21 protein-coding genes are annotated in these 24,828 nt (G+C 67.0%); 13 read left to right on the plus strand and 8 right to left on the minus strand.

Annotated features, from left to right (window positions below):
* Nucleotides 1-171: 171 nt before the first annotated feature.
* Nucleotides 172-1,098, minus strand: coding sequence for a choline sulfate utilization transcriptional regulator (locus SB771_RS16130; protein ID WP_011659459.1), 927 nt, complete (start codon nucleotides 1,096-1,098; stop codon nucleotides 172-174).
* Nucleotides 1,099-1,299: 201 nt separating this feature from the next.
* On the opposite strand from SB771_RS16130, the gene betC reads away from it, so the two are divergent.
* The 7 genes from betC (at nucleotide 1,300) to SB771_RS16165 (ending at nucleotide 10,873) form a co-directional block, all read left to right on the plus strand.
* Nucleotides 1,300-2,850: a choline-sulfatase gene (gene betC, locus SB771_RS16135; protein ID WP_175658817.1), complete on the plus strand. Its 1,551-nt coding sequence runs from the start codon at nucleotides 1,300-1,302 to the stop codon at nucleotides 2,848-2,850.
* Nucleotides 2,851-2,894: 44 nt separating this feature from the next.
* Nucleotides 2,895-3,863, plus strand: a complete 969-nt coding sequence (gene choX, locus SB771_RS16140; RefSeq protein WP_175658818.1) for a choline ABC transporter substrate-binding protein — start codon at nucleotides 2,895-2,897, stop codon at nucleotides 3,861-3,863.
* Nucleotides 3,864-4,119: 256 nt separating this feature from the next.
* Complete coding sequence (locus SB771_RS16145) at nucleotides 4,120-5,259, plus strand: porin (RefSeq protein WP_006749535.1); 1,140 nt, start codon at nucleotides 4,120-4,122, stop codon at nucleotides 5,257-5,259.
* A 214-nt stretch (nucleotides 5,260-5,473) separates the two neighbouring features.
* Nucleotides 5,474-6,724: an MFS transporter gene (locus tag SB771_RS16150; RefSeq protein WP_175658819.1), complete on the plus strand. Its 1,251-nt coding sequence runs from the start codon at nucleotides 5,474-5,476 to the stop codon at nucleotides 6,722-6,724.
* A 500-nt stretch (nucleotides 6,725-7,224) separates the two neighbouring features.
* Nucleotides 7,225-9,429: a TonB-dependent receptor gene (locus SB771_RS16155; protein WP_175658820.1), complete on the plus strand. Its 2,205-nt coding sequence runs from the start codon at nucleotides 7,225-7,227 to the stop codon at nucleotides 9,427-9,429.
* 44 nt (nucleotides 9,430-9,473) lie between these two features.
* Complete coding sequence (locus SB771_RS16160) at nucleotides 9,474-10,157, plus strand: Fe2+-dependent dioxygenase (protein WP_175658821.1); 684 nt, start codon at nucleotides 9,474-9,476, stop codon at nucleotides 10,155-10,157.
* Nucleotides 10,154-10,873 (plus strand): PepSY-associated TM helix domain-containing protein, encoded by a 720-nt coding sequence (locus SB771_RS16165; protein WP_175658822.1) that lies wholly within the window; start codon nucleotides 10,154-10,156, stop codon nucleotides 10,871-10,873. The genes SB771_RS16160 and SB771_RS16165 overlap by 4 nt, the downstream gene beginning before the upstream one ends.
* Nucleotides 10,874-10,905: 32 nt before the next feature.
* On the opposite strand, the gene SB771_RS16170 is transcribed toward SB771_RS16165, so the two are convergent.
* From SB771_RS16170 to SB771_RS16190, 5 genes are all read right to left on the minus strand, one after another.
* A complete protein-coding gene (locus SB771_RS16170) occupies nucleotides 10,906-11,274 on the minus strand; it encodes a YbjQ family protein (RefSeq protein WP_011659453.1) in 369 nt (122 codons plus the stop codon).
* Nucleotides 11,275-11,383: 109 nt separating this feature from the next.
* Nucleotides 11,384-12,637 carry a M20/M25/M40 family metallo-hydrolase gene (locus tag SB771_RS16175; protein WP_175658823.1) on the minus strand — a complete coding sequence of 418 codons (1,254 nt, stop codon included), beginning with the start codon at nucleotides 12,635-12,637 and terminating at the stop codon, nucleotides 11,384-11,386.
* 76 nt (nucleotides 12,638-12,713) lie between these two features.
* Nucleotides 12,714-14,432 (minus strand): M36 family metallopeptidase, encoded by a 1,719-nt coding sequence (locus SB771_RS16180; protein WP_175658824.1) that lies wholly within the window; start codon nucleotides 14,430-14,432, stop codon nucleotides 12,714-12,716.
* A gap of 478 nt (nucleotides 14,433-14,910) precedes the next feature.
* Nucleotides 14,911-15,855 carry a GlxA family transcriptional regulator gene (locus SB771_RS16185; protein ID WP_011659450.1) on the minus strand — a complete coding sequence of 315 codons (945 nt, stop codon included), beginning with the start codon at nucleotides 15,853-15,855 and terminating at the stop codon, nucleotides 14,911-14,913.
* Nucleotides 15,856-15,988: 133 nt separating this feature from the next.
* Nucleotides 15,989-16,951: a helix-turn-helix domain-containing protein gene (locus tag SB771_RS16190; protein WP_175658825.1), complete on the minus strand. Its 963-nt coding sequence runs from the start codon at nucleotides 16,949-16,951 to the stop codon at nucleotides 15,989-15,991.
* 242 nt (nucleotides 16,952-17,193) lie between these two features.
* On the opposite strand from SB771_RS16190, the gene SB771_RS16195 reads away from it, so the two are divergent.
* From SB771_RS16195 to SB771_RS16220, 6 genes are read left to right on the plus strand one after another with little or no spacing between them, the layout of a single operon-like run.
* Nucleotides 17,194-18,351 (plus strand): amine dehydrogenase large subunit, encoded by a 1,158-nt coding sequence (locus tag SB771_RS16195; protein ID WP_175658826.1) that lies wholly within the window; start codon nucleotides 17,194-17,196, stop codon nucleotides 18,349-18,351.
* 7 nt (nucleotides 18,352-18,358) lie between these two features.
* Nucleotides 18,359-18,913, plus strand: coding sequence for a MauE/DoxX family redox-associated membrane protein (locus SB771_RS16200; protein WP_175658827.1), 555 nt, complete (start codon nucleotides 18,359-18,361; stop codon nucleotides 18,911-18,913).
* The gene (gene mauD / locus SB771_RS16205) at nucleotides 18,910-19,542 is read left to right on the plus strand and encodes a methylamine dehydrogenase accessory protein MauD (RefSeq protein WP_175658828.1); all 633 of its coding nucleotides are present in this window, start codon (nucleotides 18,910-18,912) and stop codon (nucleotides 19,540-19,542) included. Before SB771_RS16200 ends, mauD begins: the two co-directional genes overlap by 4 nt.
* 39 nt (nucleotides 19,543-19,581) lie before the next feature.
* Nucleotides 19,582-20,127 (plus strand): methylamine dehydrogenase light chain, encoded by a 546-nt coding sequence (locus SB771_RS16210; RefSeq protein ID WP_175654334.1) that lies wholly within the window; start codon nucleotides 19,582-19,584, stop codon nucleotides 20,125-20,127.
* Nucleotides 20,124-20,624, plus strand: a complete 501-nt coding sequence (locus SB771_RS16215; RefSeq protein WP_175654335.1) for a c-type cytochrome — start codon at nucleotides 20,124-20,126, stop codon at nucleotides 20,622-20,624. Before SB771_RS16210 ends, SB771_RS16215 begins: the two co-directional genes overlap by 4 nt.
* 41 nt (nucleotides 20,625-20,665) lie before the next feature.
* Nucleotides 20,666-21,154 carry a c-type cytochrome gene (locus tag SB771_RS16220; RefSeq protein ID WP_175658829.1) on the plus strand — a complete coding sequence of 163 codons (489 nt, stop codon included), beginning with the start codon at nucleotides 20,666-20,668 and terminating at the stop codon, nucleotides 21,152-21,154.
* A gap of 28 nt (nucleotides 21,155-21,182) precedes the next feature.
* Here SB771_RS16220 and SB771_RS16225 read toward each other — a convergent pair whose 3' ends face one another.
* Nucleotides 21,183-22,709: a CYTH and CHAD domain-containing protein gene (locus tag SB771_RS16225; RefSeq protein ID WP_175658830.1), complete on the minus strand. Its 1,527-nt coding sequence runs from the start codon at nucleotides 22,707-22,709 to the stop codon at nucleotides 21,183-21,185.
* A 165-nt stretch (nucleotides 22,710-22,874) separates the two neighbouring features.
* Nucleotides 22,875-24,653 carry a SulP family inorganic anion transporter gene (locus SB771_RS16230; RefSeq protein WP_175659729.1) on the minus strand — a complete coding sequence of 593 codons (1,779 nt, stop codon included), beginning with the start codon at nucleotides 24,651-24,653 and terminating at the stop codon, nucleotides 22,875-22,877.
* Nucleotides 24,654-24,828: the final 175 nt, after the last annotated feature.

The raw sequence follows: 24,828 nt of genomic DNA on the forward strand, positions 1-24,828 counted from the left end.
GCGCAAATCCGTGCGGCGGCGCACCGGGCGCCACGCTAGCGGGTAGCGGGAGACTCAAGTAAATCAGGACGATTTGGGCGCGGATAGAACCAACCCGCCGTGTGGCTGGTATCGGCACGCCAGCGTGGCCGGGTGGGGCGGTGGGTGGATGGGTGGTCAGGCAGCAGCCCGTCACGCGCACGCGCACGCGTCGAGCAGCCAGCGCCGGAACACGTGGGTCGCGTCCGTCTCGGGCCGCTGCGGCGGCCGCACGAGAAAATAGCCGCGCGACGTCACGACGGGCGCGTCGACGAGCTTCACGAGCTGCCCGGACGCGACGAGCTCGTCGACGAGCGGCGACCAGCCGAGCGCGACGCCCTCGCCGAGGAGCGCCGCATGGATCACCAGCGCGTAGCTGTTGAAGGTCACGCCACGCGCGGCGGCCGGCGCGTCGAGGCCGTGCGCATCGAACCAGCCGGCCCACGACAGCCAGCGCTCGGGGCGCGTCGGCTGCACGTGCAGCAGCGGCAGCGCGTGCAGGTGGTCGGGCCGCGCGACGTCCGGGTGCGCGGCGCGGAACGCGGGCGAGCAGACGGGCGTGACGGATTCGGGAAAGAGCCGGGCGGCCGTGCACGACGGCCAGTGACCGTCGCCGAACAGGATCGCGATGTCGGCGTGGTCGCGCTGCGCGTCGTAATCCTGTGACGTGACGACCCGCACGTCGACGTCCGGCATCACGTGCTTCAGGCCCGCGAGGCGCGGCATCAGCCAGTAGGTCGCGAAGCCGAAATCCGTGACGATCGTGAGCGCGCCGTGCTCGCGGCGCGCGCGCAGCGTCGCGGTGGCGCCGCGCAGCGTGTCGAGACTTACCCGTACGGCTTCGTACAGGCACTGGCCGTCGCTCGTCAGCGTGACGCCGCGCGGGCTGCGCTCGAACAGCGGCACGCCGAGCTCCGCCTCGAGCTGAAATACCTGCTGGCTCACGGCCGGCTGCGTCGAGCCGAGCTCGCGCGCGGCGGCCGTGAAGCTCTGGAGACGGGCGGCCGATTCGAACGCGCGCAGCGCCTGCATCGACGGTAACGCTTCGGATTTCGACATAAGTCTCTCTAATGGCCCCATAAGGGCCGGCCACCTTCCCGCCCGAATTCGGGCGGGGGATAGTGCTTTGGACGGCACGGCGCCGCGCCGGCCCTTCCGCGATTCTAGCCAGTCGCGGCCGGTGCGCGCGGGACTTTCTGCAAGCCGCGTCCGTCATGCCGGCTGCGTCGCCGCACGAGCGTCGCGCCGTTCCGTTCGAACACCGATTTCCCCACGACCGCGATGACGAACCCGACTCCCAACATCCTGATCCTGATGGCCGACCAGCTGACGCCGTTCGCGCTGCCGGCCTATGGCAACCGCGTCGCGCGCACGCCGACGCTCGACCGTCTCGCCGCGCAAGGCGTGGTGTTCGACGCCGCGTATTGCGCGAGCCCGCTGTGCGCGCCGTCGCGCTTCTCGCTGCTGACCGGCAAGCTGCCGTCGGGTATCGGCGCCTACGATAACGCCGCCGAATTGCCGGCGCAAACGCTGACGTTCGCGCACTACCTGCGCGCGGGCGGCTACCGCACGATGCTGTCCGGCAAGATGCATTTCTGCGGACCCGACCAGCTGCACGGTTTCGAGGAGCGGCTCACGACCGACATCTATCCGGCCGACTTCGGCTGGGTACCCGACTGGGATCACCCGACCGAGCGGCCGAGCTGGTATCACAACATGAGCTCGGTGCTCGAGGCCGGCCCGTGCGTGCGCACCAACCAGCTCGACTTCGACGACGAGGTCACGTTCGCGGCCAAGCAGAAGCTGTACGACGTCGCGCGCGAGCGCGCGGCCGGGCACGACGCGCGGCCATTCTGCATGGTCGTGTCGCTGACCCATCCGCACGATCCGTACGCGATCACGCGCGAATACTGGGATCTGTACAGCGACGACGAGATCGACATGCCGGCCGTGCGGCTCGATGCGGAGCAGAGCGATCCGCATTCGCAGCGGCTGCGCTTCGTCTGCGAAAACGATCGCACGCCGCCGACCGACGCGCAGATCCGCGCCGCGCGCCGCGCATACTACGGCGCGACGTCGTACGTCGACGCGCAGTTCGGCAGCGTGCTGGCCGCGCTCGAGCAATGCGGGTTCGCCGACGATACGATCGTGATCGTCACGTCCGACCACGGCGATATGCTCGGCGAGCGCGGGCTCTGGTACAAGATGACGTTCTTCGAAGGCGGCTGCCGCGTGCCGCTGATCGTCCACGCGCCGGGCCGCTTCGACGCCGCGCGCGTGCGCGGGCCCGTGTCGCACCTCGACCTGCTGCCGACGCTCGTCGACCTGACCGGTGCGGCGCCCGCCGGCGGCTGGCCGGACCCCGGATGGCCGGACCCGGTCGACGGCGCGAGCCTCGTGCCGCATCTGCAAGGTGCGCCCGCGCACGACGTCGCACTGGGCGAATACCTCGCGGAAGGGGCGGTCGCGCCGGTCGTGATGATCCGCCGCGGCGACTGGAAGTACGTGCATTGCCCGGCCGACCCCGACCAGCTCTACCACCTCGCCGACGATCCGCGCGAGCGCACGAACCTGGCCGGCCTGCCCGAAGCCGCCGACGTGCTCGCCGCGTTCCGCGCGGAGGCAGCGCAGCGCTGGAACCTGCCGGAACTCGACGCGCAGGTGCGCGCGAGCCAGCGGCGGCGCCGCTTCCATTACGCGGCGACGACGCAGGGCCGCATCCAGGCGTGGGACTGGCAGCCGTTCACCGATGCGAGCCAGCGCTACATGCGCAATCACATCGAACTCGATACGCTCGAAGCGATGGCGCGCTTTCCGCGCGTCGGGCGCTGAACGATCCGCACACGATCATTGACGAACGACGAAGGAGACGCACCATGAAACGGCAATCCCATGCAGTAATCCGCAAGCTCGGCACGGCGCTCGCCGTGGCCGCATGCGTGCTGGCGACGCAGCCCGCGCACGCGGCCGATCCGCAGACGTGTCGCGACGTGAAGATGGCGGCGCCCGGCTGGACGGACATCGACGCGACCAACGCGATGGCCGGCGTCGTGCTGAAGGCGCTCGGCTACCGGCAGGACGTCGCGAACCTGTCGGTGCCGATCACGTACCAGGGCTTGAAGAAAGGGCAGGTGGACGTGTTCCTCGGCAACTGGATGCCCGCGCAGGCGCCGCTCGTGAAGCCGTTCGTCGACGAGAAGTCGATCGACGTGCTGCACGCGAACCTGAGCGGTGCGAAGTTCACGCTGGCCGTGCCGGATTACGTCGCGGCCGCGGGCGTGCACACGTTCGCCGATCTCGCGCGCTATGCCGACCGCTTCGGTGACAAGATCTACGGGATCGAGCCCGGCGCGCCCGCGAACCAGAACATCAAGCGGATGCTGTCCGACCATGCGCTCGGCCCGGCGAACTGGTCGCTCGTCGAATCGAGCGAGACGGGCATGCTCACGCAGGTCGAGCGTGCGGTGCGCGACAAGCGCTGGATCGTGTTTCTCGCGTGGGAGCCGCATCTGATGAACACCAAGTTCCACCTGACCTACCTGTCGGGCGGCGACGCGTATTTCGGTCCGAACTACGGCGGCGCGACGGTCAACACGGTCACGCGTCCGGGCTTTGCCGGCCAGTGCGCGAACCTCGCGCGCCTGTTCCGGCAGATGACGTTCTCCGTCGACGTCGAGAACCGGATCATCGCCGACATGCTCGACCACAAGACCTCGCCCGCGCTCGCGGCGCAACACGTGCTGAAGGCCGACCCGGCGCTCGTCGAGGGCTGGCTGGACGGCGTGACGACCGCATCCGGCACGCCGGCGCTGCCGGCCGTGCGCGCGGCGCTCGACGCCCGCTGACCGGCCTCCGGGCGGCCGGTTTTTGCCGCGCCGCCCGTCTCCGTGTTTTCCCGACCAGTCGCATCGAGACCATTTGGTGTCGCCTTCAGACGGGTGGCCCGAAATATGGGTTTGTATTTTTCGCCAATGGCTACGTTATTGCGGAAAACGAAATACCGAAGCTAGCAGACGTACCGAATTCGAATCAGCCGGCGTATTGCGGCGCGCGCCAGGCCACGGTTCGTTCCATCGAACGGTTCAGGGAGGGTGGTCGACAATGAAGCAAAAGAAAGTTGCCGTAGCCGCCGCGCTTGCATGCGCGGCCTGTATTCCCGCCATCGGCCACGCGCAGAGCAGCGTGACGCTGTACGGGATTCTCGACGCGGGCATCACCTATGTGAACAACACGGGCGGGTCACACGTGGTCAAGTTCGACGACGGCGTCGCATACGGGAACCGTTTCGGCCTGAAAGGCACGGAAGATCTCGGCGGCGGCCTGAAGGCCGTGTTCGTGCTCGAGAGCGGTTTCCACCTCGGCAACGGGCAGCTCGGCTTCGGCGGGTCGGAGTTCGGTCGGCAGGCTTATGTCGGTCTGCAGAACGACTGGGGCACGCTGTCGTTCGGCAACCAGCTCGACATCACCAACGAGCTCGTATCGATCTACAACATCTCCGCGTGGGGCAGCGGCTATGCGATCCACCAGGGCGACTTCGACCGCTTCAACGGCGACCGCCTGCCGAACTCGGTCAAATTCCTGTCGAACGACCTGAGCGGCTTCAAGTTCGGCGCGATGTACTCGTTCGGCAACGTCGCCGGCAACTTCCACCGCAACAGCGCATGGAGCGCGGGCGCGAGCTACACGAAGGGCGACTTCTCGATCGGCGCCGCATACACGCGCCTGAACAACCCGAACGGCATCTATGCGTTCGACCCGTACGCGATGATTGGCACGCACACGTTCCTCGGCCAGCAGACCGTCACCGTCGATCCGGCGACCGGCGCGCGCACCGACCTGTTCGCGAATACCGCGATGGACGTCGACAGCCAGGGCACGTTCGGCGTCGGCACGAGCTACACGATCGGCAAGCTGACGCTCGACGCGAACTACTCGTACACGACGATCAAGGGCTTCGGCCAGTCGTCGCACATGCAGGTGTACGAAGGTGGCGGCCTGTATCAGTTCACGCCGGCGCTGAGCTTCATCGCGGGCTACCAGCACACGCGCTTCGAAGGCCACCACTGGAACCAGGGCACGGCCGGCCTGCATTACCTGCTGTCGAAGCGCACCGACGTGTACATCTCCGGCGATTACCTGCGCGCGTCGCACGGTGTCGATGCGGTGGTCGGCTACAGCTTCACGCCGTCGACCACGCAGACGCAGGCCGACGTGCGGATCGGGATGCGGCATTCTTTCTGAGTGGGATGAGGTAGATCTTTCGACGTCTTCAGCGAGGTCTCTCTTTGGCGCGAACCACGGTTCGCGCTTTTTTTTTGTCGGGCGGCGGCGTCGCCGGCGCGGGGCGCGCGCGCGGCAGGGGCGGCGCGGGGCGGTTGGCGATATCATCGCGGTTTGGCCGCATCGCGCATCGCGCATCGCCGATCGCCCGCTCCCCTCCGATGACGCCTCCTCGATGACCACCCCGTTACCCGACTCCAGCACTCCATCCGCGTTACCCGCCAACCTGTTCCGCCACGCACCGTTCCAGCGCTTCTGGGGCACGCGCGTGATGTCGTCGCTGGCGTTCCAGATCCTGTCGGTCGCGATCGGCTGGTATGTGTATTCGCTCACGCACAGCGCGTTCGCGCTCGGTCTCGTCGGGCTCGCGCAGTTCGTGCCGATGTTCGCGCTGACGCTCGTCGTCGGGCAGGTGGCCGACCGCTACGATCGCCGGCGCATCGCGACGATCTGCCAGAGCGTCGAGGCGCTGGCCGCCGGCGTGTTCCTGTTCGGCGCGGCGAAAGGCGGCCTCACCGAACCGGCCGTGTATGCGCTCGCGGCGCTCGTCGGCACCGCGCGTGCGTTCGAATCGCCGTCGGTGTCGTCGTTGCTGCCGGCCGTCGTGCCGCGCAGCGACCTGCCGCGCGCGACCGCGCTGTCGACGTCCGCGAACCAGGCCGCGCAGATTCTCGGGCCCGCGTTCGGCGGGCTGCTGTATGGCATCGGTGCGCCCGCCGCGTTCGGCACGAGCGTGGTCGCGTTCGCGATCGCAGCGGTGCTGAGCGGCACGATTCCGCTGCGCAGCGCGCCGCCGGCACGCGAGCCGGTCACGCTGCGTTCGGTGTTCTCGGGCATCGCGTTCATCCGGCGCGAGCCGGCGATCCTCGGCGCGCTGTCGCTCGACCTGTTCGCGGTGCTGTTCGGCGGCGCGACCGCGCTGCTGCCGATCTACGCACGCGACATCCTGCAGGTCGGACCGTGGGGGCTCGGCGCGTTGCGCGCGGCGCCGGCGGTCGGTGCGCTCGCGGGGACGCTGTGGCTCACGCGTTTTCCGCTGAAGGGGCGGCCGGGCCGCGCGATGTTCGGCGGCGTGATCGCATTCGGTATCGCGACGATCGTGTTCGGGCTGTCGACGCATTTCGCGGTGTCGCTGATCGCGCTGGCGGCGTTGGGCGCGTCGGACGTGGTGAGCGTCGTCGTGCGCCTGTCGCTCGTGCAACTGCGTACGCCCGACGACATGCTCGGGCGCGTGAGCGCGGTCAACTCGTTGTTCATCGGCACGTCGAACCAGCTCGGCGAATTCGAATCGGGCGTGACGGCCGCATGGTGGGGCGCGCCGGGGGCGATCGTGGTCGGCGGCGCGGCGACGATCGCCGTTGCGCTCACGTGGATGCGCCTGTTTCCGATGTTGCGGAACATGAAGTCGCTGGAGCGCGATCATTGAGCGGCCGCGTTCACTGCAATTCATTTCAAAATGCCAAACGGAATTCGGCTGGGATAATCGTCTGATTAATTCGTCGGCCCACCGTCGTTTTCGATTGGACTGAAGCGTCAGCCAGTTCGACGAGGCCGGAAAACGAAAAAAGGGGCTCTTTCGTCAATGCCTTGCCGCACAAGGCCTCAGGCGGCATTCGTCCGATGAAATAGCGGATTTAAATTACGGAAAACCATTCTAAAAATTACATATAACTTTCCGTAATTTTCTGAAACATCGTGCTTTCGTATGACGAATCGGTTATCAATTGAAACAAAAAGAAATACATGGAATGATACCGATTCTCATTTCCGTGACCGGTGCGGCGACTGCCGCCGGTGACTCGTCAACCCTAGCCAGCTAGTGCCGTCGGCCTGATTGCCGGTGGCCCGCAAGCCATCGCATCCGTGCCTCGTGCGCGCGCCTCGGCGCGTGTCCACGCGGGGCGGTTTCACTCCGACTGGATTTCCATGCTGAACAGGACCCCGTTCGCGAGCGCGCTCGCGCTGGCCTTTGCTTTGCCTATCGCTTCGCCCGCACTCGCTCAGAGCACGAACGCCGAACCGTCGCCGGCCGCCGCCGCGAAACCGGGCGATGCGCCGCCGGCCGCCACCGCCACGCGCGATACGCTGCCGACGATCAGCGTGTCGGGTCAGGCCGTGCAACAGGACTTCCAGGCCGAGCGCTCGAGCGTCGGCGCGAAAACCCCGACCGCGTTGCGCGACATTCCGCAGTCGGTCACGGTGATCAACAAGGCGCTGATGGAATCGCAAGGGCTCACGTCGTTCCAGGACGCGCTGCGCAATGCGCCGGGCATCACGATCGGCGGCGCGGAAGGCGGGCAGATCGGCAACAACATCAACCTGCGCGGCTTCACCGCGCAGAACGACATCTATCTCGACGGCTTTCGCGACCGCAACCAGTACTACCGCGACACGTTCGACCTCGATTCCGTCGAGGTGCTGTACGGCCCGTCGTCGATGCTGTTCGGGCGCGGTTCGACGGGCGGCGTGATCAACCAGGTGTCGAAGAAGGCGAACCTGAAGCCGTCGGCCGAGGTGTCGACGACGATCGGCACCAACGACCGCTACCGCACGAGCGTCGACCTGAACCGGCCGCTGGGCGCGACCTCGGCGTTCCGCATCAACGCGTTCGGCCAGTCGCTCGGCTCGACGCGCGACGTGATGAAGAACAAGGACTACGGGATCGCACCGGAGCTGCGCTTCGGGATCGGCACGCCGACCGAGGTGACGCTGTCCGCGCTGATCCAGCACAACTACGACATGCCCGACTACGGCGTGCTCGCGGTCAACGGCCATCCGGCGCCAGTGCCGAAGAACACCTTCTATGGCCTCACCGACGATCGCACGATCCAGGACGTGCAGACCGTGTCCGCGCGCATCGATCATCGGGTCAACGATGCGCTGACGATCAGCAACCGCACGTCGTTCTCGCACTCGATGACCGATGCGCGCGAGACGGCCGCGAACGCGGTGCTGACCGGGCCGCTGTCGTCGAGCACCGCGCTGACGAACGGCAACTACACGTCGTTGCCGATGTCCGCGCTGTACGTGAGGCTCGCGAGCCACGACCGCGTGATCGAAAACCATTCGGTCGACAACGACACGATGGCGCATTTCAAGTTCGACACGGGCTTCGTGAAGCACGACCTGATCGCCGGTGTCGAGGTCGGCCACGACAGCTACACGAACCAGGCGTACACGCGCAGCGGTCTGCCGATCCTGTCGCTGATCAACCCGGCCTACCTGGCGTCGACGCCAACCAACGCGACGCAGACGCCGGCCAACCACGCCGAGTCGGGCGCGACCACGCTCGCGGCGTACCTGAACGACACGGTGTCGATCGGCCGCGACTGGAAATTCGTCGGCGGGCTGCGCTGGGATCGCTTCCAGGCGCATCTCGCGAACACGGTGAGCGCACCCGGCTATACGTCGCAGACGAACTATTTCACGAGCGTGCGGGCCGGCGTGATCTACCAGCCGACCGAATCGCAGTCGTACTACTTCTCGTACGGCACGTCGTTCAACCCGTCGCTCGAGTCGCTGACGGTCACCAACAACACGCAGAACCTGTCGCCCGAGCACACGAAGTCGTACGAGGTCGGCGGCAAGTGGGATCTGCTCAACGACAACCTGTCGGTCACGTCGGCGCTGTTCCAGCAGGAGAAGAGCAACGCGCGCACGCAGACGTCGACGGGTGAATACCTGCTCGAAGGCGACGTTCGCGTGCGTGGCTTCCAGGCGAGCGTGACGGGCCACATCACGCCGAAGTGGCAGGTGTTCGGCAGCTACACGTACATGAACGGCGTGATCCTGAGCGCGCGCGACGGCACGCAGGGCAAGACGCTCGCGAACACGCCGCGCAACACGTTCACGCTGTGGACCACGTATGCGTTCACGCCGCACTGGGAGATCGGCGGCGGCCCGACGTACATGTCGGGACGCTACGCGGCGAACACGGACTACGTGCAGGTGGGCGGCTACACGCGCTGGGATGCGACGGCCGCGTATCACGCGAAGCAGTGGGACCTGCGCCTGAACCTGCTGAACCTGACCAACAAGTTCTATTACGATGCGCTGATCCAGTCGGACGGCGGCCGTGCGGTGCCGGGCGTCGGGCGCACGTTCCTCGCGACGCTCGACTACCGGTTCTGAGCGACACGCGCGCCGCCGCGCCATTCGATGAAAGAGGGGAAACGATGCTTGTACACATCCCGAACGTGCTGACGCCCGAGCAAGTGAGCATGCTGCGCGACCGGCTCGACCGCGCGGGCGACGCGTGGGTCGACGGCCGTGCGACGGCCGGCTATACGGGCGCGCCGGTCAAGCGCAACCAGCAGATCGCCGAGCATTCGCCGGTCGCGCGCGAACTCGGCGACGTGATTCTCGCCGCGCTCGAGCGCAATCCGCTGTTCATCAGCGCGGCGCTGCCGAACCAGGTCTATCCGCCGCTGTTCAACCGCTACGAAGGCGGGATGACATTCGGCAGTCACGTCGACGGCGCGGTGCGCGTGCTGCCGAACGGCGTGAAGCTGCGCACCGACGTGTCCGTCACGTTGTTCCTGTCCGCGCCCGACGAATACGATGGCGGCGAGCTCGTGATCGAGGACGCGTACGGCGTGCAGCAGGTCAAGCTGCCGGCGGGCGACATGATCGTCTATCCGGCGACGAGCCTGCACCAGGTCACGCCGGTTACGCGCGGCGTGCGCGTCGCGAGCTTCTTCTGGGTGCAGAGCCTCGTGCGCAGCGATGCGCAGCGCGCGCTGCTGTTCGACATGGACACTGCGATCCAGCGGCTCAACGCGAGCGGCGCCGATACCGACGCATGCCGCAGCCTGGTTGGTTGTTATCACAATCTTTTGCGAATCTGGAGCGAAACGTGAGCGTTGCCGATCCCATCGAAATCGATACGGCGCCCGTGTCGCCCGCGTCACGCATTGCGCCAGGCGCGCGTCCGGCCGGCGCCGGCCGCACGCGATCGCGCCGCGGGACGTTCATCAAGTGGCTGCGCAAGGTGCACGGCTGGGTCGGCCTGTGGGGCGCCGCGCTCGGCCTGCTGTTCGGCGCGACGGGGTTCCTGCTGAATCACCGCGCGCCGCCGCTGCGGATCCAGACCGGTGCGCCGCATGTGGAGACGTTGCGGCTCGACGTGCCCGACCCGGAACCCGCTTCGCCGCTCGCGCTCGCACAATGGTTGCGCGGGCAACCGGATCTGCATTTGCCGGAACGGATGGGGCGCGTGCAGAAGGAACCCGAGCATCCGGTCGCATGGGGCGACCGCGAGACCGTGCAGCCCGAGCACTGGCAGCTCGTGTTCGCGTCGCCGCGTGAAAGCGTCGCCATCGACTACTGGGTCGGCAGCGACACGATGACGCTCAAGCGCACCGACAACACCACGCTCGCGTGGCTGACGAACCTGCACAAGGGCGTCGGGACGAGCATCGGCTGGGTGCTGCTCGTCGACACGCTCGCGGGCGCGTTGATCCTGCTGTCGCTGACGGGCGTGCTGTTGTGGACCGAACTGAACAAGCGCAAGATGATCGGCGCGGTGCTGGTGGTCGGCTCGATCGTCGCGATCGTGTGGGCTGCCGGCGCGTAACGGATGACGCGCGGGTGACGCCCGGTTGACGCTCAGGCGCCGGCGTCGCGCGTGACCTGCACGGCCGTGCCGTAGCAGATGACTTCCGTGATGCCCGATCCGATCTCGGTCGAATCGTAGCGCATCGCGACGACCGCATTCGCGCCGAGCTTGCGCGCATCGGCGAGCATCTTGTCGAATGCCTGCTGGCGCGCCTTCTCGCACAGCGACGTATAGAGCGTGATGTTGCCGCCGAAGAGGGTCTGCAGCCCCGCGCCGAACGAGCCGACGATCGAGCGCGAACGCACGACGATGCCCTGTGCGACGCCGAGCGAGCGCGCCGTCGTATGGCCGGCCAGGTCGAACGCGGTCGTGACGCGCTCGGGCGTGAGATCGCTGATGGAGCGGGAGAAATCGTTCATGGCGGTGCACGGTGGCGCGGAAGTGATCGAACGACGATTCTATCCGGAACCGGAAACGCGCTCGAACGGGCGCGCATGCCGCGCGCGCCCGGTGTGGCCCGACGCGCGATCAGGGTTTGACGGCCGTGCTGCCGTCGCCGCCGAGATCGACCGCATACGCGAGCGCCAGCTTGCCGAACTTCAGCGCGTGGTTCGCCTGCCGATCCGAATTCTCCAGCGTGTCGTTCACGGTATGGATGTAGGGACTATCGTTTTGGTTGGCTTCGAACGGGAACGACGCCGGATAGCCCTGCGCATTCCACGACGCGTGATCCGAGCATGCATACCCGCACTGCGACGTGCCGATCGCGAGTTCCGGCAGGTAGGTCTTCGCGAGGTTCGTCAGGTAGGTGTTCTGCGCGGCGTTCGTGTAGTCGGTGATCAGGTAGATGTCTTTCGGATCGCCCTTGTAGTTCGTCATGTCGAGCTGCAGCACGCCGACTACGTTCGCATTCTGCGCGCGGAACTGCTTCGCGATCGCCTTCGAGCCGAGCAGGCCGGCTTCCTCGGCCGCGTAGCCGACGAACTTGATCGTCCGCTTCGGCCGGTAGTCGTTCTCGAGCAACACGCGCAGCGCTTCGGTCAGGCTTGCGATGCCGGACGCGTCGTCGTCCGCGCCGGGCGAGCGCGTGTTTTCCGTCGTGCGGCCGACCGTCGAATCGAGGTGGCCGCCCAGCACGACCGTGCCCGCGGCCGGATCGCTGCCGCGGATCGTCAGGATCACCGATTTTTGCGGGAAGCTCGTATGCGTGAACTGTTCGACGGTGATGTCGGCGCGTGAGCCCGCCAGTTGCTTCCACTGCAGCGCGAGCCAGTCCGACGCGGCGACACCATGCGACGTCGTGTAATAGCGGTTCGTGAAGCCGGACAGCGACGTGATCGTGCCGACGATGTTGCTGGCCTGAAGTTGCTGGATCCAGGTCCCGATCCGCGGTGCGTTCGATACCGTGTAGGCGGGCAGGGCGGCCTGCTTCGCGACTGCCGCGGGCGTCGGCTGCAACGCCTGGCGCGCGTCGTCGAACGAGTCGTGCACGATGTAGCCCGGCCCGTGGCCACGTGCATGGTGTACCGCGTGGGCCAGCTCGCCGAGCCGGGCATCGTCGATCTCGACGATATGCACGGTTTCGCGGCGCACGGCGCCGTCGGCCGCATGGCCAGCGTCGAGCGCCGTGCTGTATTGCGCGGTTGCGCTTGCATCGATGCGTTGAAGCTGCCGGAACGCGGTGTCGCCGAGCGTGATCCACACGGGCGCGGCCTGCGCGGCGGCGGTCAGCAGCATGCCGCCCAGCGTGGCGCTCAGGCGGGTCAATGTCAGAGTAGGCATGTTCGATCTCGTGAGGGTAGCGATGTCGAGGAAAGGGCGCGCCGCAGGTCGTGCAGCGCCCCCGCCTGCTGCGGAATTACGACTTCTGCGGCACGGTCACGCCGTACGTGCAGCTCTTGTTGTACGCGTCGCCGATCGCCGTGAGCTGCGCGCTGCTGTAGCCGAGCGCGGCCGCGGCCGTCAGCACCGCCTGCGCGGCGGCCTTCTGGTTCGTCGAGCTGTTGGTCATCGACAGCCCCTTCAGGAATGCCTTGTCCATCGCCTGCGCGCCGATCGCGTCGCGCGCGACGAGGTTGCACGACGCCCAGTACTGGCCGGCCGTATGGATCTCCGCGCCGCGCGCCTGTGCGTAGGTGCGCCCGACGTTCCAGTTCGTCACGCGGCCGCCCCAGTATTCGTTGTGGCCGTCCCAGTTGTAGACCCACTGATACTGCGTGTCCGACGGGCTCCACTGATTGAAGTCGCGGCTATATGCGGCGGCGAGATAATCGCCCGTGCCTTCCGACAGGCCTTCCTGTTGCGACAGGCCGCCGTTGGTCACCCAGTCGTGGATGCCGTGGCCGAGCTCGTGGATCACGACGTCCGCATCTTCCGCGTCGTCGACGCCGCCCTGACCGAAGGTCAGCCGGCCGCTGCTCGACGAGTACGACGAGTTGTCGTCGCCCGATTCGCCGTGCGGGTCGTACTGCACGCCGCCCGTGTACTGGTACGGCAGCGCCTTGATGCCGAGCGTCTGGTTCACGTAGCGCAGGAACGTGTCGATGTGGTAGTACACGTTCACCGCTTCGAAATACAGGTTGCCGCGCGTGAATTCGAACGCCGGCGTCGCCTGTGCCGGGCACGCGTTGTCGCGCGGCGCGTCGTAATCGACGCACGACGCATACGGTCCCGACAGCGTGTAGCGCGAGCCCGACAGCGCGAGATCCTTCAGCGTCACACGCACGCGCGCGGCCGTGAGCTGCGTGGAATCGACATCGTTGCTGTCCTTGTAGCCCGTGCTGCCGTAGCTGCTTTTCGTCGAAGACAGCGGATCCGGCCGGAACACGAAACCGGTGCCATCGGTCGCATAGAACGCCTTGTCCTCGGCGCGCAGCACTTCGCCGCTGTCCGCGTCGATCAGCAGTTCCCAGTCGCCCTTCGGGCCGTCCTGCGGGCGGCCGCGCACCTTCCACGCGGTATGCGTGCCGGCCTTGTCGACGAACGCGACGAGTTGCGCGTCGAGGTGCGTGAAGCCGCTTACGCCGAGATACGCGCGGGCACGGTCAAGCGCCTGCTGCTGGTCGACCGCCTGCGCCTTGCGCGCGGTGGCGATCACGCCGCTGATCGTGTTGCTCGCGACGTACAGGATGCGGCCGTCCTTCGCGACGGTCACCGCGATCTCGCTGCCGTACACGGGCAGCCCGGCCGCCTGCTGCTGGAAGCGCACGACGGTGAAGTCGGCGTCGTTGCGCTCCGACGTCACCACGAGGCTCGCCAGCGCGGCCGCGTCGAGCCCGAGCTGCGTCGCCTGCGACGCGACGAAATCGCGCGCGGTGGCGGCGGGCGTGGCGGCCGCCTTCTTCGCGTGATACGCGGGGTTGTACAGCGTGACGGCGACGCCGTCGGCGCGGAACTGCCCGGCGGCCGTATCGGTTCTGGCCGCGGCCGGCGCCGACGCGACGCCGCGTGTCAGGCTTTCTCGCAGGCTCGACGCCTGCGGGTTCCCGACCTTGGAATCGGCCGCGCTGCCGCCGACGATGCCGAAACCGAGCGCGAGACCCAGGGCGATCGGCAATGCTTTGCGTGATGTCTGCATACGTGATCCTCATCTCAACGGTTGGACACGCCCGCGCGCTCGTGGCGAGCAGGCACGACACGGCCCGCGCGCCGGCTCGATGGAACCGGTGCGGCGAAGCGGTGCTGGGAGCGTCGACTGACTAAGGATGACTAAGCGTCAGGTCGAAACGAATCGGGAAGGAGCGGCGGCGGGGAAGCGAACGGAAGGCAGGTGCGGCGACGGCGAAGCGAGCATCGTCATGTCATACCCCTCGGATCGGCATTGAGATCGGTTTGGCAGCCTGCGTGGCGCGATGTGCGCGGCCCCGGGCTCTCATCTCCTTAGGGCTGCCTATCTAATTGCGAGGTATGTTACAGAACATTTTCGGCGACATTGCAAATTATTTTCGAAGCCTGCTTCGGTCCGTCGATCATTCGCCGGCATTGTTCAGCGAATGGCGGCAAACGCAGCCGACGCGCGCAATAGCGCGCCGGATTGTACGCAAAAGCAGCGCCGTTCAGCGCGTCGCGCGGCGGTCGCTGCGCGGGCTCACGCCGAAACGCGAGCGGTACGTGCGCGAGAAATGCGACGGCGATTCGAAGCCGCACGCGACGCACACCGACGTGATACTCATGTCGGTCTGCTGCAGCAACTCGCGCGCACGATCGAGGCGCAGGTTCAGGTAGAAGTGCGTCGGCGTGTCGTTCAGCGTCGCGCTGAACAGCCGTTCGAGCTGACGCCGCGTGACCGATATCTCCTGCGCGAGTGCGTCGGAGCCGAGCGGGTTTTCCATGTGCCGCTGCATCGTGCCGATCACCTGGATCAGCTTGCGGTTGTGCACGCCATAGCGCGCGGCGATCTCGAGCCGCTGGCTGTCCGAACGCTGCCGGATGCGGCTGACGACGAACTGCTCGGAGATCGCCGCCGCGAGTTCGGCGCCATGCCGTCGGCCGATCAGGTCGAGCATCATGTCGATCGACGCGGTGCCGCCCGCGCAGGTGATGCGCCGCTCGCCGATCTCGAACAGCTCCTGCGTCACGTTCAGGCCGGGGTAGCGTTCGCGGAATGCGGCAAGCGCTTCCCAGTGCAGCGTGAGCGTTTGTGATGCGTCGAACAGCCCGGCTTCCGCGAGCACGAAGCTGCCGGTGTCGATGCCGCCGAGCGTCGCGCCATGGCGATTCTGGCGGCGCAGCCAGTCGGCGAGCGCGCGGTCGTAGCACACGAGCGGATCGAAGCCCGCGACCACGAACACCGTGTCGACCTGCGCGACGTCCGCGCACGCGGCTTCGGCCGCGACCGGAATGCCGTTGCTCGCGGCGACGGGCGCGCCGTCCGCGCTGATCACGTGCCAGCGGTACAGCTCGGTGCGGAACCGGTTCGCGACGCGCAATGGTTCGACCGCGGACATGAAGCCGAGCGCGGAGAAGCCGGGCAGCAACAGGAAGTGGAAATCCTCTGGCATCGGGGCGTGGGGTGGAATCGGGTGGGCGTCGCGCACGCCGCGGCACGGTGCGGCGGGCGGCGGGGCTGCGCGCCGCGCCCGGCTCGCGGGAGCCGAACGTTCAACACGGGATTATCGCGGGTTTTGCGGGCTGTCAGCGCGTTTTTGCGCCGCGCACCGTCCGGCGCGCCGTCGTCGAAGGCAGTTCGCCGAACTGGGCCTTGTAGGCGTTCGCAAAGTGCCCGAGGTGGATGAACCCCCAGCGCGCGGCCGCTTCGCTGATCGGCAGGTCGGACTGCCGCGTGTCGAGCAGCAGGCGGCGCACCTGCGCGAGGCGCAGCGAGCGTGTGTAGTTCAGCGGGCCGGTTTGCACGACCGACTGGAAGCTGTTCTGCATCGTGCGCCGGCTCACGCGCAGTTGCGTGCACAGGCTCAGGATGTCGACGGGCGCCTCCGGATGCTCGATCACGTAGTCGTGCACGCGGCGCACGATGTCGGCGTGGCACGCATGCGTGAGACGGTTCGGCGGCCCGGGCATTCGATACGTGAGGAGATCGACGAGCACGTTGCCGACTTCGCCGCGCAATTCGGACTGCGCACGCGCCGCGTCGAACGTATCGGGTGCCGACAGCACGCGCTCGAGCAGCGTCGCGAGCTGGACGCTCGCGCGTTCTCGCGCGGTGACCGGCACGTCGACGACGCCGCACCGCAGCGCGCGCTCGTCGAGCCGGACATCGGCCGCATCCTCGATCTGCTGCATCAGCGTGGCATCGACGACCACGCCGATCAGCGACATGTCGTCCGGTGAATGCAGTTCGAAAGGCGCGCCGCCGCGCGCCATCACGATCGTGCCGCGCTCCATGCGCGCATCGCCGAATGCAAAGTTGCCCGAGCCGGTGAGCGGCATCCCGAACACCGTGTGACCGGGCGGCAGGCGCCCGCGCTGGATGATGCGCACGTTCGCCGTTTCCTGGAACAGCTGCACGCCGTCGAGCACCGCGTGCTTGACCGCACTGCGATAGGAACCGGAGCCGATCTGGTCGTAACGCTGATCCCAGCCGCGCAGCGCCTCGGCATGCCGGTCTGCGTCGTCGAACATTTGATGAAACACGCGCACGGCGCCTCCGGTGGTCGTTCGGACCGCGCAAGATTAAACCGGCCAAATGGTCGGCGCAATACGGGCGAGCGCTATTCGGGCGAGGGTTTTTGAGGGGCCGGAAGGTGTCGGGCAGTGGCGCCTTTCAGGCGGTTTTCCAATGTCCCGAATCGGCACGCACGCATTGCCGGTCCGGGTGCTGAACCGGTTTATTGTCGAACTACAGTCGCCCCACATAACGTGAATCCCCAACTGGAGGCGACATGAGAGCAAGGCGACGCACCGCGGTTTGCGCGGCGACGCTGGCGTTCGCGGCGGCGTGGGCCGGCAGCGCGAACGCGACGGAAAAGCCCGAGGAACTCGTCGTGCAGAAGATGCCGCCGTGGCATCCGCACGAGGTGTACGTCGTCGACATCGCGATGCCGACGATGACCGACGGGCGCATCTACGTGTACGACGCCGACGCGAAGAAGCTGCTCGGCCAGATCGACGGCGGCTTCGCGCCCGGCCTCGCGATCTCGCCCGACCACAAGACGAGCTTTATCGCGACGACCTATTTCTCGCGCGGCTCGCACGGCACGCGCACCGACGTCGTCGAGATGACCGACAACGCGACGCTCGATCACAGCGGCGAGATCGTGATTCCGGCGAAGCACGGGCAGCACGTGCCGTCGCCGTACAACACCGCGTTCAGCGCGGACGGCAAGCGGCTGTACGTCGCGAACATCACGCCGGCCGCGTCGGTGACGGTGATCGACGCCGTGTCGAAGAAGGTGCTGTCGGAGATCGACACCGCGGCATGCGTGCTCGCGTATCCGTCGGGGAACGACCGCTTCACCGCGCTGTGCGAAAGCGGCAAGGCGCTGACCGTCACGCTCGACGCGAACGGCAAGGAGGTGAAGCGCACGATGTCCGACGCGTTCATCGACGTCGACAACGATCCGGCCTTCATCAACGCGTCGCGCTACAACGGCGGCTATCTGTTCACGACGTATCACGGCAACGTGCGCAGCGCCGATTTCAGCGGCGACAAGCCGGCGTTCGGCAAGCCGTGGTCGCTGCTGACCGACGCCGAGCGCGCCGAAGGCTGGCGCCCGGGCGGCATGCAGCAGACGGCCGTGCAGGTGAAGCAGCACCGCTACTACGTGCTGATGCACAAGGGCGGCGACGGCACGCACAAGGATCCGGGCACGCAGGTGTGGGTCTACGACTTGAAGACGAAACAGCGGGTCGCGCGCTGGGATCTCGCGCAGCAGAAGGTCGATCCGCTCGTGTCGATCCAGGTCAGCGAGGACGACAAGCCGCTGTTCTACGGGCTGACGGGCACGTCCGACCTCGTCGTGATGGACGCGCGCACCGGCAAGCGGCAGCACGTCGAGAAGCAGATCGGCAGTACGTCGACGCTGCTCGTGAACCCGTGAGGCCGCGATGACGCTCGATCCCGTACTCGCCACCAGTGCGCAAGCCGGCGCGGCCGTCGTCGTGCTGCTGGGCGCCTTCGCGAAGATGCGCCGGCCCGCGGCGTTCCGGCAAGCGCTCGCCGGCTATCGCCTGCTGCCCGATGCGCTCACCGCGCCCGCGGCATTCGCGATTCCGCTCGCGGAAGCCGCCTGCGCCGCGGCGCTGCTGTTTCCCGATACGCGCATGACCGGCGCGCTCGGCCTGATCGCGTTGCTGCTCGTGTTCGCGGCCGGCATGACGATCAACATCCTGCGCGGCCACACCGACATCGACTGCGGGTGTTCCGGCTTTGCCGCCGCGCGCGCGGATGCACCACGCGGCATCGGCTGGCTGCATGTCGCGCGCGTGTTGCTGCTCGTCGCGCTGGCCGCGACCGCGCTCGTCGAGCCGGGCGGCCGCGCGGTCGTGTGGTTCGATTACCTGACGCTGTTCTCTTCCGTGCTGCTGATCGTCTGCGCGCTGCTCACCGTCGACGTGCTGCTCGCCAACATCCCGCGCCTTTCTCACCTGAGGAATTCATGATGCAAACCGCTCTCACCGTTTCCACCGCGTTGCTGTGGATCGCCGTCCTCGCGCTCGGCGCGATCTGCCTCGCGCTCGTGCGGCAGATCGGCATCCTGTACGAACGCATCATGCCGGCCGGCGCATTGATGATCGACAAGGGCCCGGCGGTCGGCGCGATCGCGCCGACGTTCGAGCTGACCGACATTCGCGGTTCGCGGATCAAGGTCGGCGGCATCGACGGGGCGGGCAAGGCGACGCTGCTGTTCTTCCTGTCGCCGACGTGCCCGGTCTGCAAGAAGCTGCTGCCGCTGTTGCCGTCGCTGCAGGCGAGCGAATCGACGCCGGTGAACATCGTGCTCGCGAGCGACGGCGAGCGCGACGAACACACGCGCTTCGCGCAGAAGCACGACCTCGCGCGCTTCCCGTACGTGTTGTCGCAGGAGCTCGGACTCGCGTATCAGATCGGCAAGCTGCCGTACGCGGTGCTTCTCGACGACACCGGCACCGTGCGCGCGAAGGGGCTCGTCAACACGCGCGAGCATCTCGAGAGCCTGTTCGAAGCGAAGGAGCGGGGCGTCGCATCGCTGCAGCAGTTCGTCCATGGCGATCACGACCACGGCCACGAAGAACACGCGCAGCACGCGTGATCGGCCGACCCTCTTTCAACGTCAACGGAGAACAACCCCATGGGCCTGTTTGATTCATGGTTCGAACGGTCGGCGCGCGGCGTCGCGCAGCATAGTTCGCGGCGCAGCGCGATGGCGAGGCTCGGCAAGGTGCTGGTGGGCTCGGCGATGCTGCCGCTGCTGCCGGTCGATCGCACCGCGTATGCGGCCGACGCCGCGTCGGGCGCGTCGGCGGCTTCCGGTGCCGCCGCGTCGGGTGCGAGCGACGATCCGACGAGCTGCGATTACTGGAAGTACTGCGCGATCGACGGCTGGCTGTGCAGCTGCTGCGGCGGAACGTCGAGCAGCTGCCCGCCGGGCACGACGCCGTCGCCGATCACGTGGATCGGCACGTGCCGCAATCCGCACGACGGTTCGGACTACATCGTGTCGTACAACGACTGCTGTGGCAAGACGTCGTGCGGCAAGTGCTTCTGCAACCGCAACGAGCGCGAGAAGCCGCTGTACAAGCTGTCGCTGAACAACGACATCAACTGGTGCATGGCGAACGGCAATTCGAATTACCACTGTTCGGTTTCGGTCCTGCTGGGGGCGGCAAAACAATGAAAGTAATGCAAGCGGGAAAGATCGTTGTCGCGTGCGTGGCGGCTGTTGCGGGTGTTGCGCTGCCCGGTTTTGCCGGTGCGCAGCAGGCCGTCCATTACCCGGCGGGCAAGAGCCTGTTCGACGCGCAGTGCGCGGTGTGCCACCAGGCCGGCGGCAAGGGACAGGATGGCCTCGCGCCGCCGCTGACAGAGTATCCGGGCAAGTACGCGACGGCCGACGCGGGCCGCGCGCAACTCGTCGCGACGCTGTTGCACGGGATGTTCGGCGAGATCACGGTGCACGACAAGCGTTACAACTTCAAGATGCCATCGTTCGCGAGCGCGAGCGATGACGACATCGCGAACGTGCTGAACTACGTCGTGTTCGATCTCAACGACAAGCACGGTGACGCGAAGCCGTTCACGGCGGCCGACATTCGCGCGGCGCGCGCGAAGGAGATGGACGGCACGGCCGTTCACGCGCAACGTGCGGTCGTGACGAAGGGGCTCGGGCTGTGAATGCCCGGTGCATTCGGTGCCGTGGCGGCCGGCGTGCGGCGGTGTGGCCGATCGGGGCGTTCATCGCACGCCGCCTGCTTTCGTTGCCGGCGGCGGTCGCGGCCACCGCGTGTGCGATCGCCATCCCCGCCCATGCCGACGGTGCGGCCGACGCGACGCTCGCGCGACAGCACTGGGTGCTCAACTGCATGGGCTGCCACACGGCGACAGGCGGCGGCATTCCGGGCAAGGTGCCGCCGCTTGCGAACTCGCTCGGTTATTTCACGCATCTGCCGGCTGGGCGCGAGTACGTGATGCGCGTGCCGGGTGCGTCGAATTCGGCGCTCTCGGACCAGGATCTCGCCGACGTGCTCAACTGGGTGCTCACGACAATGAACCGCGACGCGCTGCCGCGCGATTTCAAGCCTTATACGGCCGCCGAAGTCGCCGCGCATCGACGGCCGGCGTTTTCCGACGTCGCGACGGTGCGTGCCGGGCTGGTTCGCGCGCTGCAGGCGCGCGGGATCGACGGTGTGTCCGAACGGTACTGATTGTGCGTGGTGATGGCGTCGTGCCGATTCAGTGCGGTGGCGGCAGACGTTTGAAGCGGCTCCACAGCTTCTTCAAGGTCTGATGATCGGCCGCGGCGCGCGCCGCCAGAAAGCCTCGCGCGAAGCCCGCGCCCGGCGCGGCGTCAGGCGACGTATCGGGCAGCGCCTTCAGAAGCTTGTCCGCGACAACGGCATCGTTACGCCAGCCCAGATCGTCCTGAAGCGCGGTCAACGCATCGACATACGAGCGGACGGCCCGCTTGCGGCACAGCGACGCGAAGAATTCGGTCGCGTATCGAACCTTCTTTGCCGCGATGCGCGCACGGTGGCGACGATGATCGTCCAGATCGGCCAGCCGCTTGCCACGCTTGATCAGTTTCCGGTGCCGACGACGCAGAACATCAGCGGCAAACGGCTTCGCGGGCTGCATGATCGCGGCGCGCTGTTCGTCGGACATCTCCTGTCGCCAGCCCTTTCGGCTCAACCATGACGCGAGCTGCAACGCGAGCCGCGTGTAGCGAACCGACCCGACTGCCGCCGCCGCGCGCTGCCGGTTCTCGACGGCAATGTGCTCGCACGCTTCGCGCACCGAATGCATCTCGTCCGGATTGCCGTTCGTACCGGCATGGTCGAGCGTCGTTCCCGCCAGCACCTCCCAGTCACGCGCGGCGCCGAGCTCGGCGGCGATCCAGCGCAGCTCGTCGTCGAGGCCGGGATACGCGGGAATCACGTTCGCGAACAGGTCGAGCGCCGAGCGCAAACGGCGAAGCCCCACACGCATCTGATGGACGCACGACGGATCGTGGCCGGACTCGACGCCACGCTCGTTGGCGTGGACCTGATCCAGACAGTTGCGCGCGATCTGGCAGAAGGCGTCTTCGATCGAATCGCTTTTCTTCAGTTGTAACGGTTGCGCCTTGACGGCTGGACGGTGCTCGGCCACCAGCAGTCCGTAGCCGAGATCGGCCTTGCTCTCGCGATCGATGCGCAACGGCACGATCTCCAGCAATTCCTGTGCGACGCCGTACAGGCTTTCAGGCCGGCCCCGTTTCAGCTCCAGTTCGACAGCGGCGATCGGCACCGAATTCGACTCTGCCTCCACGGTCCCCTTGTCGAGCGCCACCTCGACTTCGTCGCCGGACGGCAAGCGCAGCGGTAAAGCCGAACGCCTGATTCGCGTGACGAATACGGGCTCGAGCCGGGCCGCCGTGGCCACGTCGCGAATCAGCCTGCCGCAGTCGCTGTCAGCGGGCAGTCGATCCCGCAGCCGCGCCAGATCGGGGAGGTCGCCATCGACGGGCATCTCAAACTCATCGCGGTCGAACAAGCCGGCCTGCACCGATCCTTCCAGCTTCAACGTCTGAATTCGCTTGTTGCCGACCGCGCGTATCCGCAGAGACGCCCCGCACCCGTGAAATGACAACGCTGACGTATCGAAGTACGTGCTCTTCAGCAGCTGAGGCGCGTGGGCGCCGCTGGATTGCGCGAGCAACGGCGCGCGGCGCAACTTGTCGAGATCCTTGACGGAAACCCGTAGCTTCAACTCCCGTTCCATATCGCCCTCCGATGTGGCACCTGACTATCAGACTACACCGCAGCGCACGCGAGTTCCCAAGCCGAATCGTCCCTTTTGCGTTTTAAGCGTTTGCTGTCACTGGCGGAGGCCCGGATACGGCGCTCCGGCCATCACCACGCATGCATTGATCCGGGCGATCCGTTTTCAACCCGATGCTTCGTCTTCCCAGTCGTGCCACTCCACCCGATGCGTTTTCAGATAGCCGCTGACCGCCTCCCCAACCGTTGGAAAGAAGTTGCTTTCGCCGAACATGCCAAACATCCCGTAATGCTTGAGGCTGTCTTTCACGGGGCCTTTCAGCTCCGCGAAGACCAGCTTGACCTGCCGCGCCGCCAGTTCGCCATGCAGCCGTTCGAGCACATCGGCGGCGGTCAGGTCGATATCGGTCACGGGCTCCGCCGCGATGACGATCCAGCGCGCGGGCTGCGGCGATTCGTCGACGGCGCGCAGTACGCGCTCACGAAAGATCTCTCCGTTCGCGAAAAAAAGCGGCGCATCCCAGCGCAGCAGCACGAGCCCCGGCACGCGCCGCGCTTCCGGATGGCGCGACACGTCGTGATAGCCCTTCATGCCATCGACGCGCCCGAGCACGGCGTCGTAAGGCCGCCAAGCACGCCATAGGAACGACAGCACGGTGAGCAGCAGCGCCAGGGCGATGCCGTTCACGACACCCAGGACCGCAACGCCGACGAAGCACACCAATGCCAGCACGAACTCGCTCTTGCGCAGACGATAAAGCCGCATGACGCCCCGCACTTCGATCATGTTCACGCATGCGGCAATCACGACGGCAGCCAGCGCGGATTGCGGCGTGTGCGACAGCGCGCGTGGCGCGAACAGGAGCAGCGCGGCGACGACGGCGGCCGCCACCACGCCCGTCGCCTGCGTCTTTGCGCCCGCCGCCTCCGCGACCGGCGTGCGCGAGCCGCTCGCGCTCACCGCGAACCCCTGCACCAGCCCAGCGGCGATGTTCGACAACCCGAGCGCGACGCATTCGTGATTCCGGTCCACGCTGGTGTCGTTGCGCAATTCGTAGGTACGTGACAGCACGCTGATATCCGTGAACGAAACGAGCGCGATCGCCGCCGCGCTACCCGCGAGATGCAGCCAGTCGTCGAGCGTCACGTTCGGGATGCGCGGCACGGGCAGGCCTGGCGGGACCGCGCCGACGGTCGCCACGCCCGCGTGCCGGGACAGATCGAACCACATCACCACCACCGTCGCGCCCGCCACGGCGAGCAGCACGCCCGGCACTTTCGGCCAGAGCCGTTTGCAGACGAGTATCAGCACGAGCGCGGCGACGCCGAGCGCGAACGATGTCGCGTTCACCCGCGATGCCGCGATGCCTTCGATCACGTCGCGCACTTTCTCGACGAACGATTCGCCGTGGCCTTGGTATCCCAGCAGCTTGGGTAGCTGTCCGATGCTGATCGTCAGCATGATGCCGTTCAGGAAACCGTGCCGGATGGGCAGCGACAGCAGCTCGGTGACGAATCCGAGCCTGAGCGCCCCGACCGCGATGCAGATCGCGCCCGCGAGTATCGCAAGCGCCCCGGCGAGGGCCAGCCCGCGCGTGGCATCGCCATGAGCAAGCGGCACGATGCTTGCGGCGATCAATGCGACCAGCGCGGAGTCGGGGCCGAGAACGAGGATGCGGCTCGGGCCGAAGAGCGCATACGCGAGCATCGCGGCGAACGATGCATAGAGGCCGCTGACGGCGGGCAGGCCCGCTGCGTTTGCGTACGCCATGCCGGCAGGCACGAGCACGGCGCTGAGCGTGACACCGGCAAGCAGATCGTGCGGCAGCCACGACCATTGATAGCCGCGCACCGCGGCGAGGCCGGTGATCCACCGCAGCGGGCCGGCAGCGGGCTGGCGAGTCGATTGAACCGAATGTGGGCGGGCACGGCTTTTCATGTTTATCGCGGCGTGTCAGGAAACCCGGGCGGAATCGTTCGCCACCTCCGCCTGTGCCATTGAAGATTAGGTTCCGGTGTCGTCGGAGAGCAAGCGCGGTTTCACGATGTTGCGTTTCGACGCGCGGGCTTTACGTGAGCACGCCGATCGGCGGTCAATCGCGTGCCGTGCTCATGACGCA

This window comes from Burkholderia sp. SIMBA_051 (assembly GCF_046534915.1).
Taxonomy (GTDB): Bacteria; Pseudomonadota; Gammaproteobacteria; order Burkholderiales; family Burkholderiaceae; genus Burkholderia; species Burkholderia ambifaria.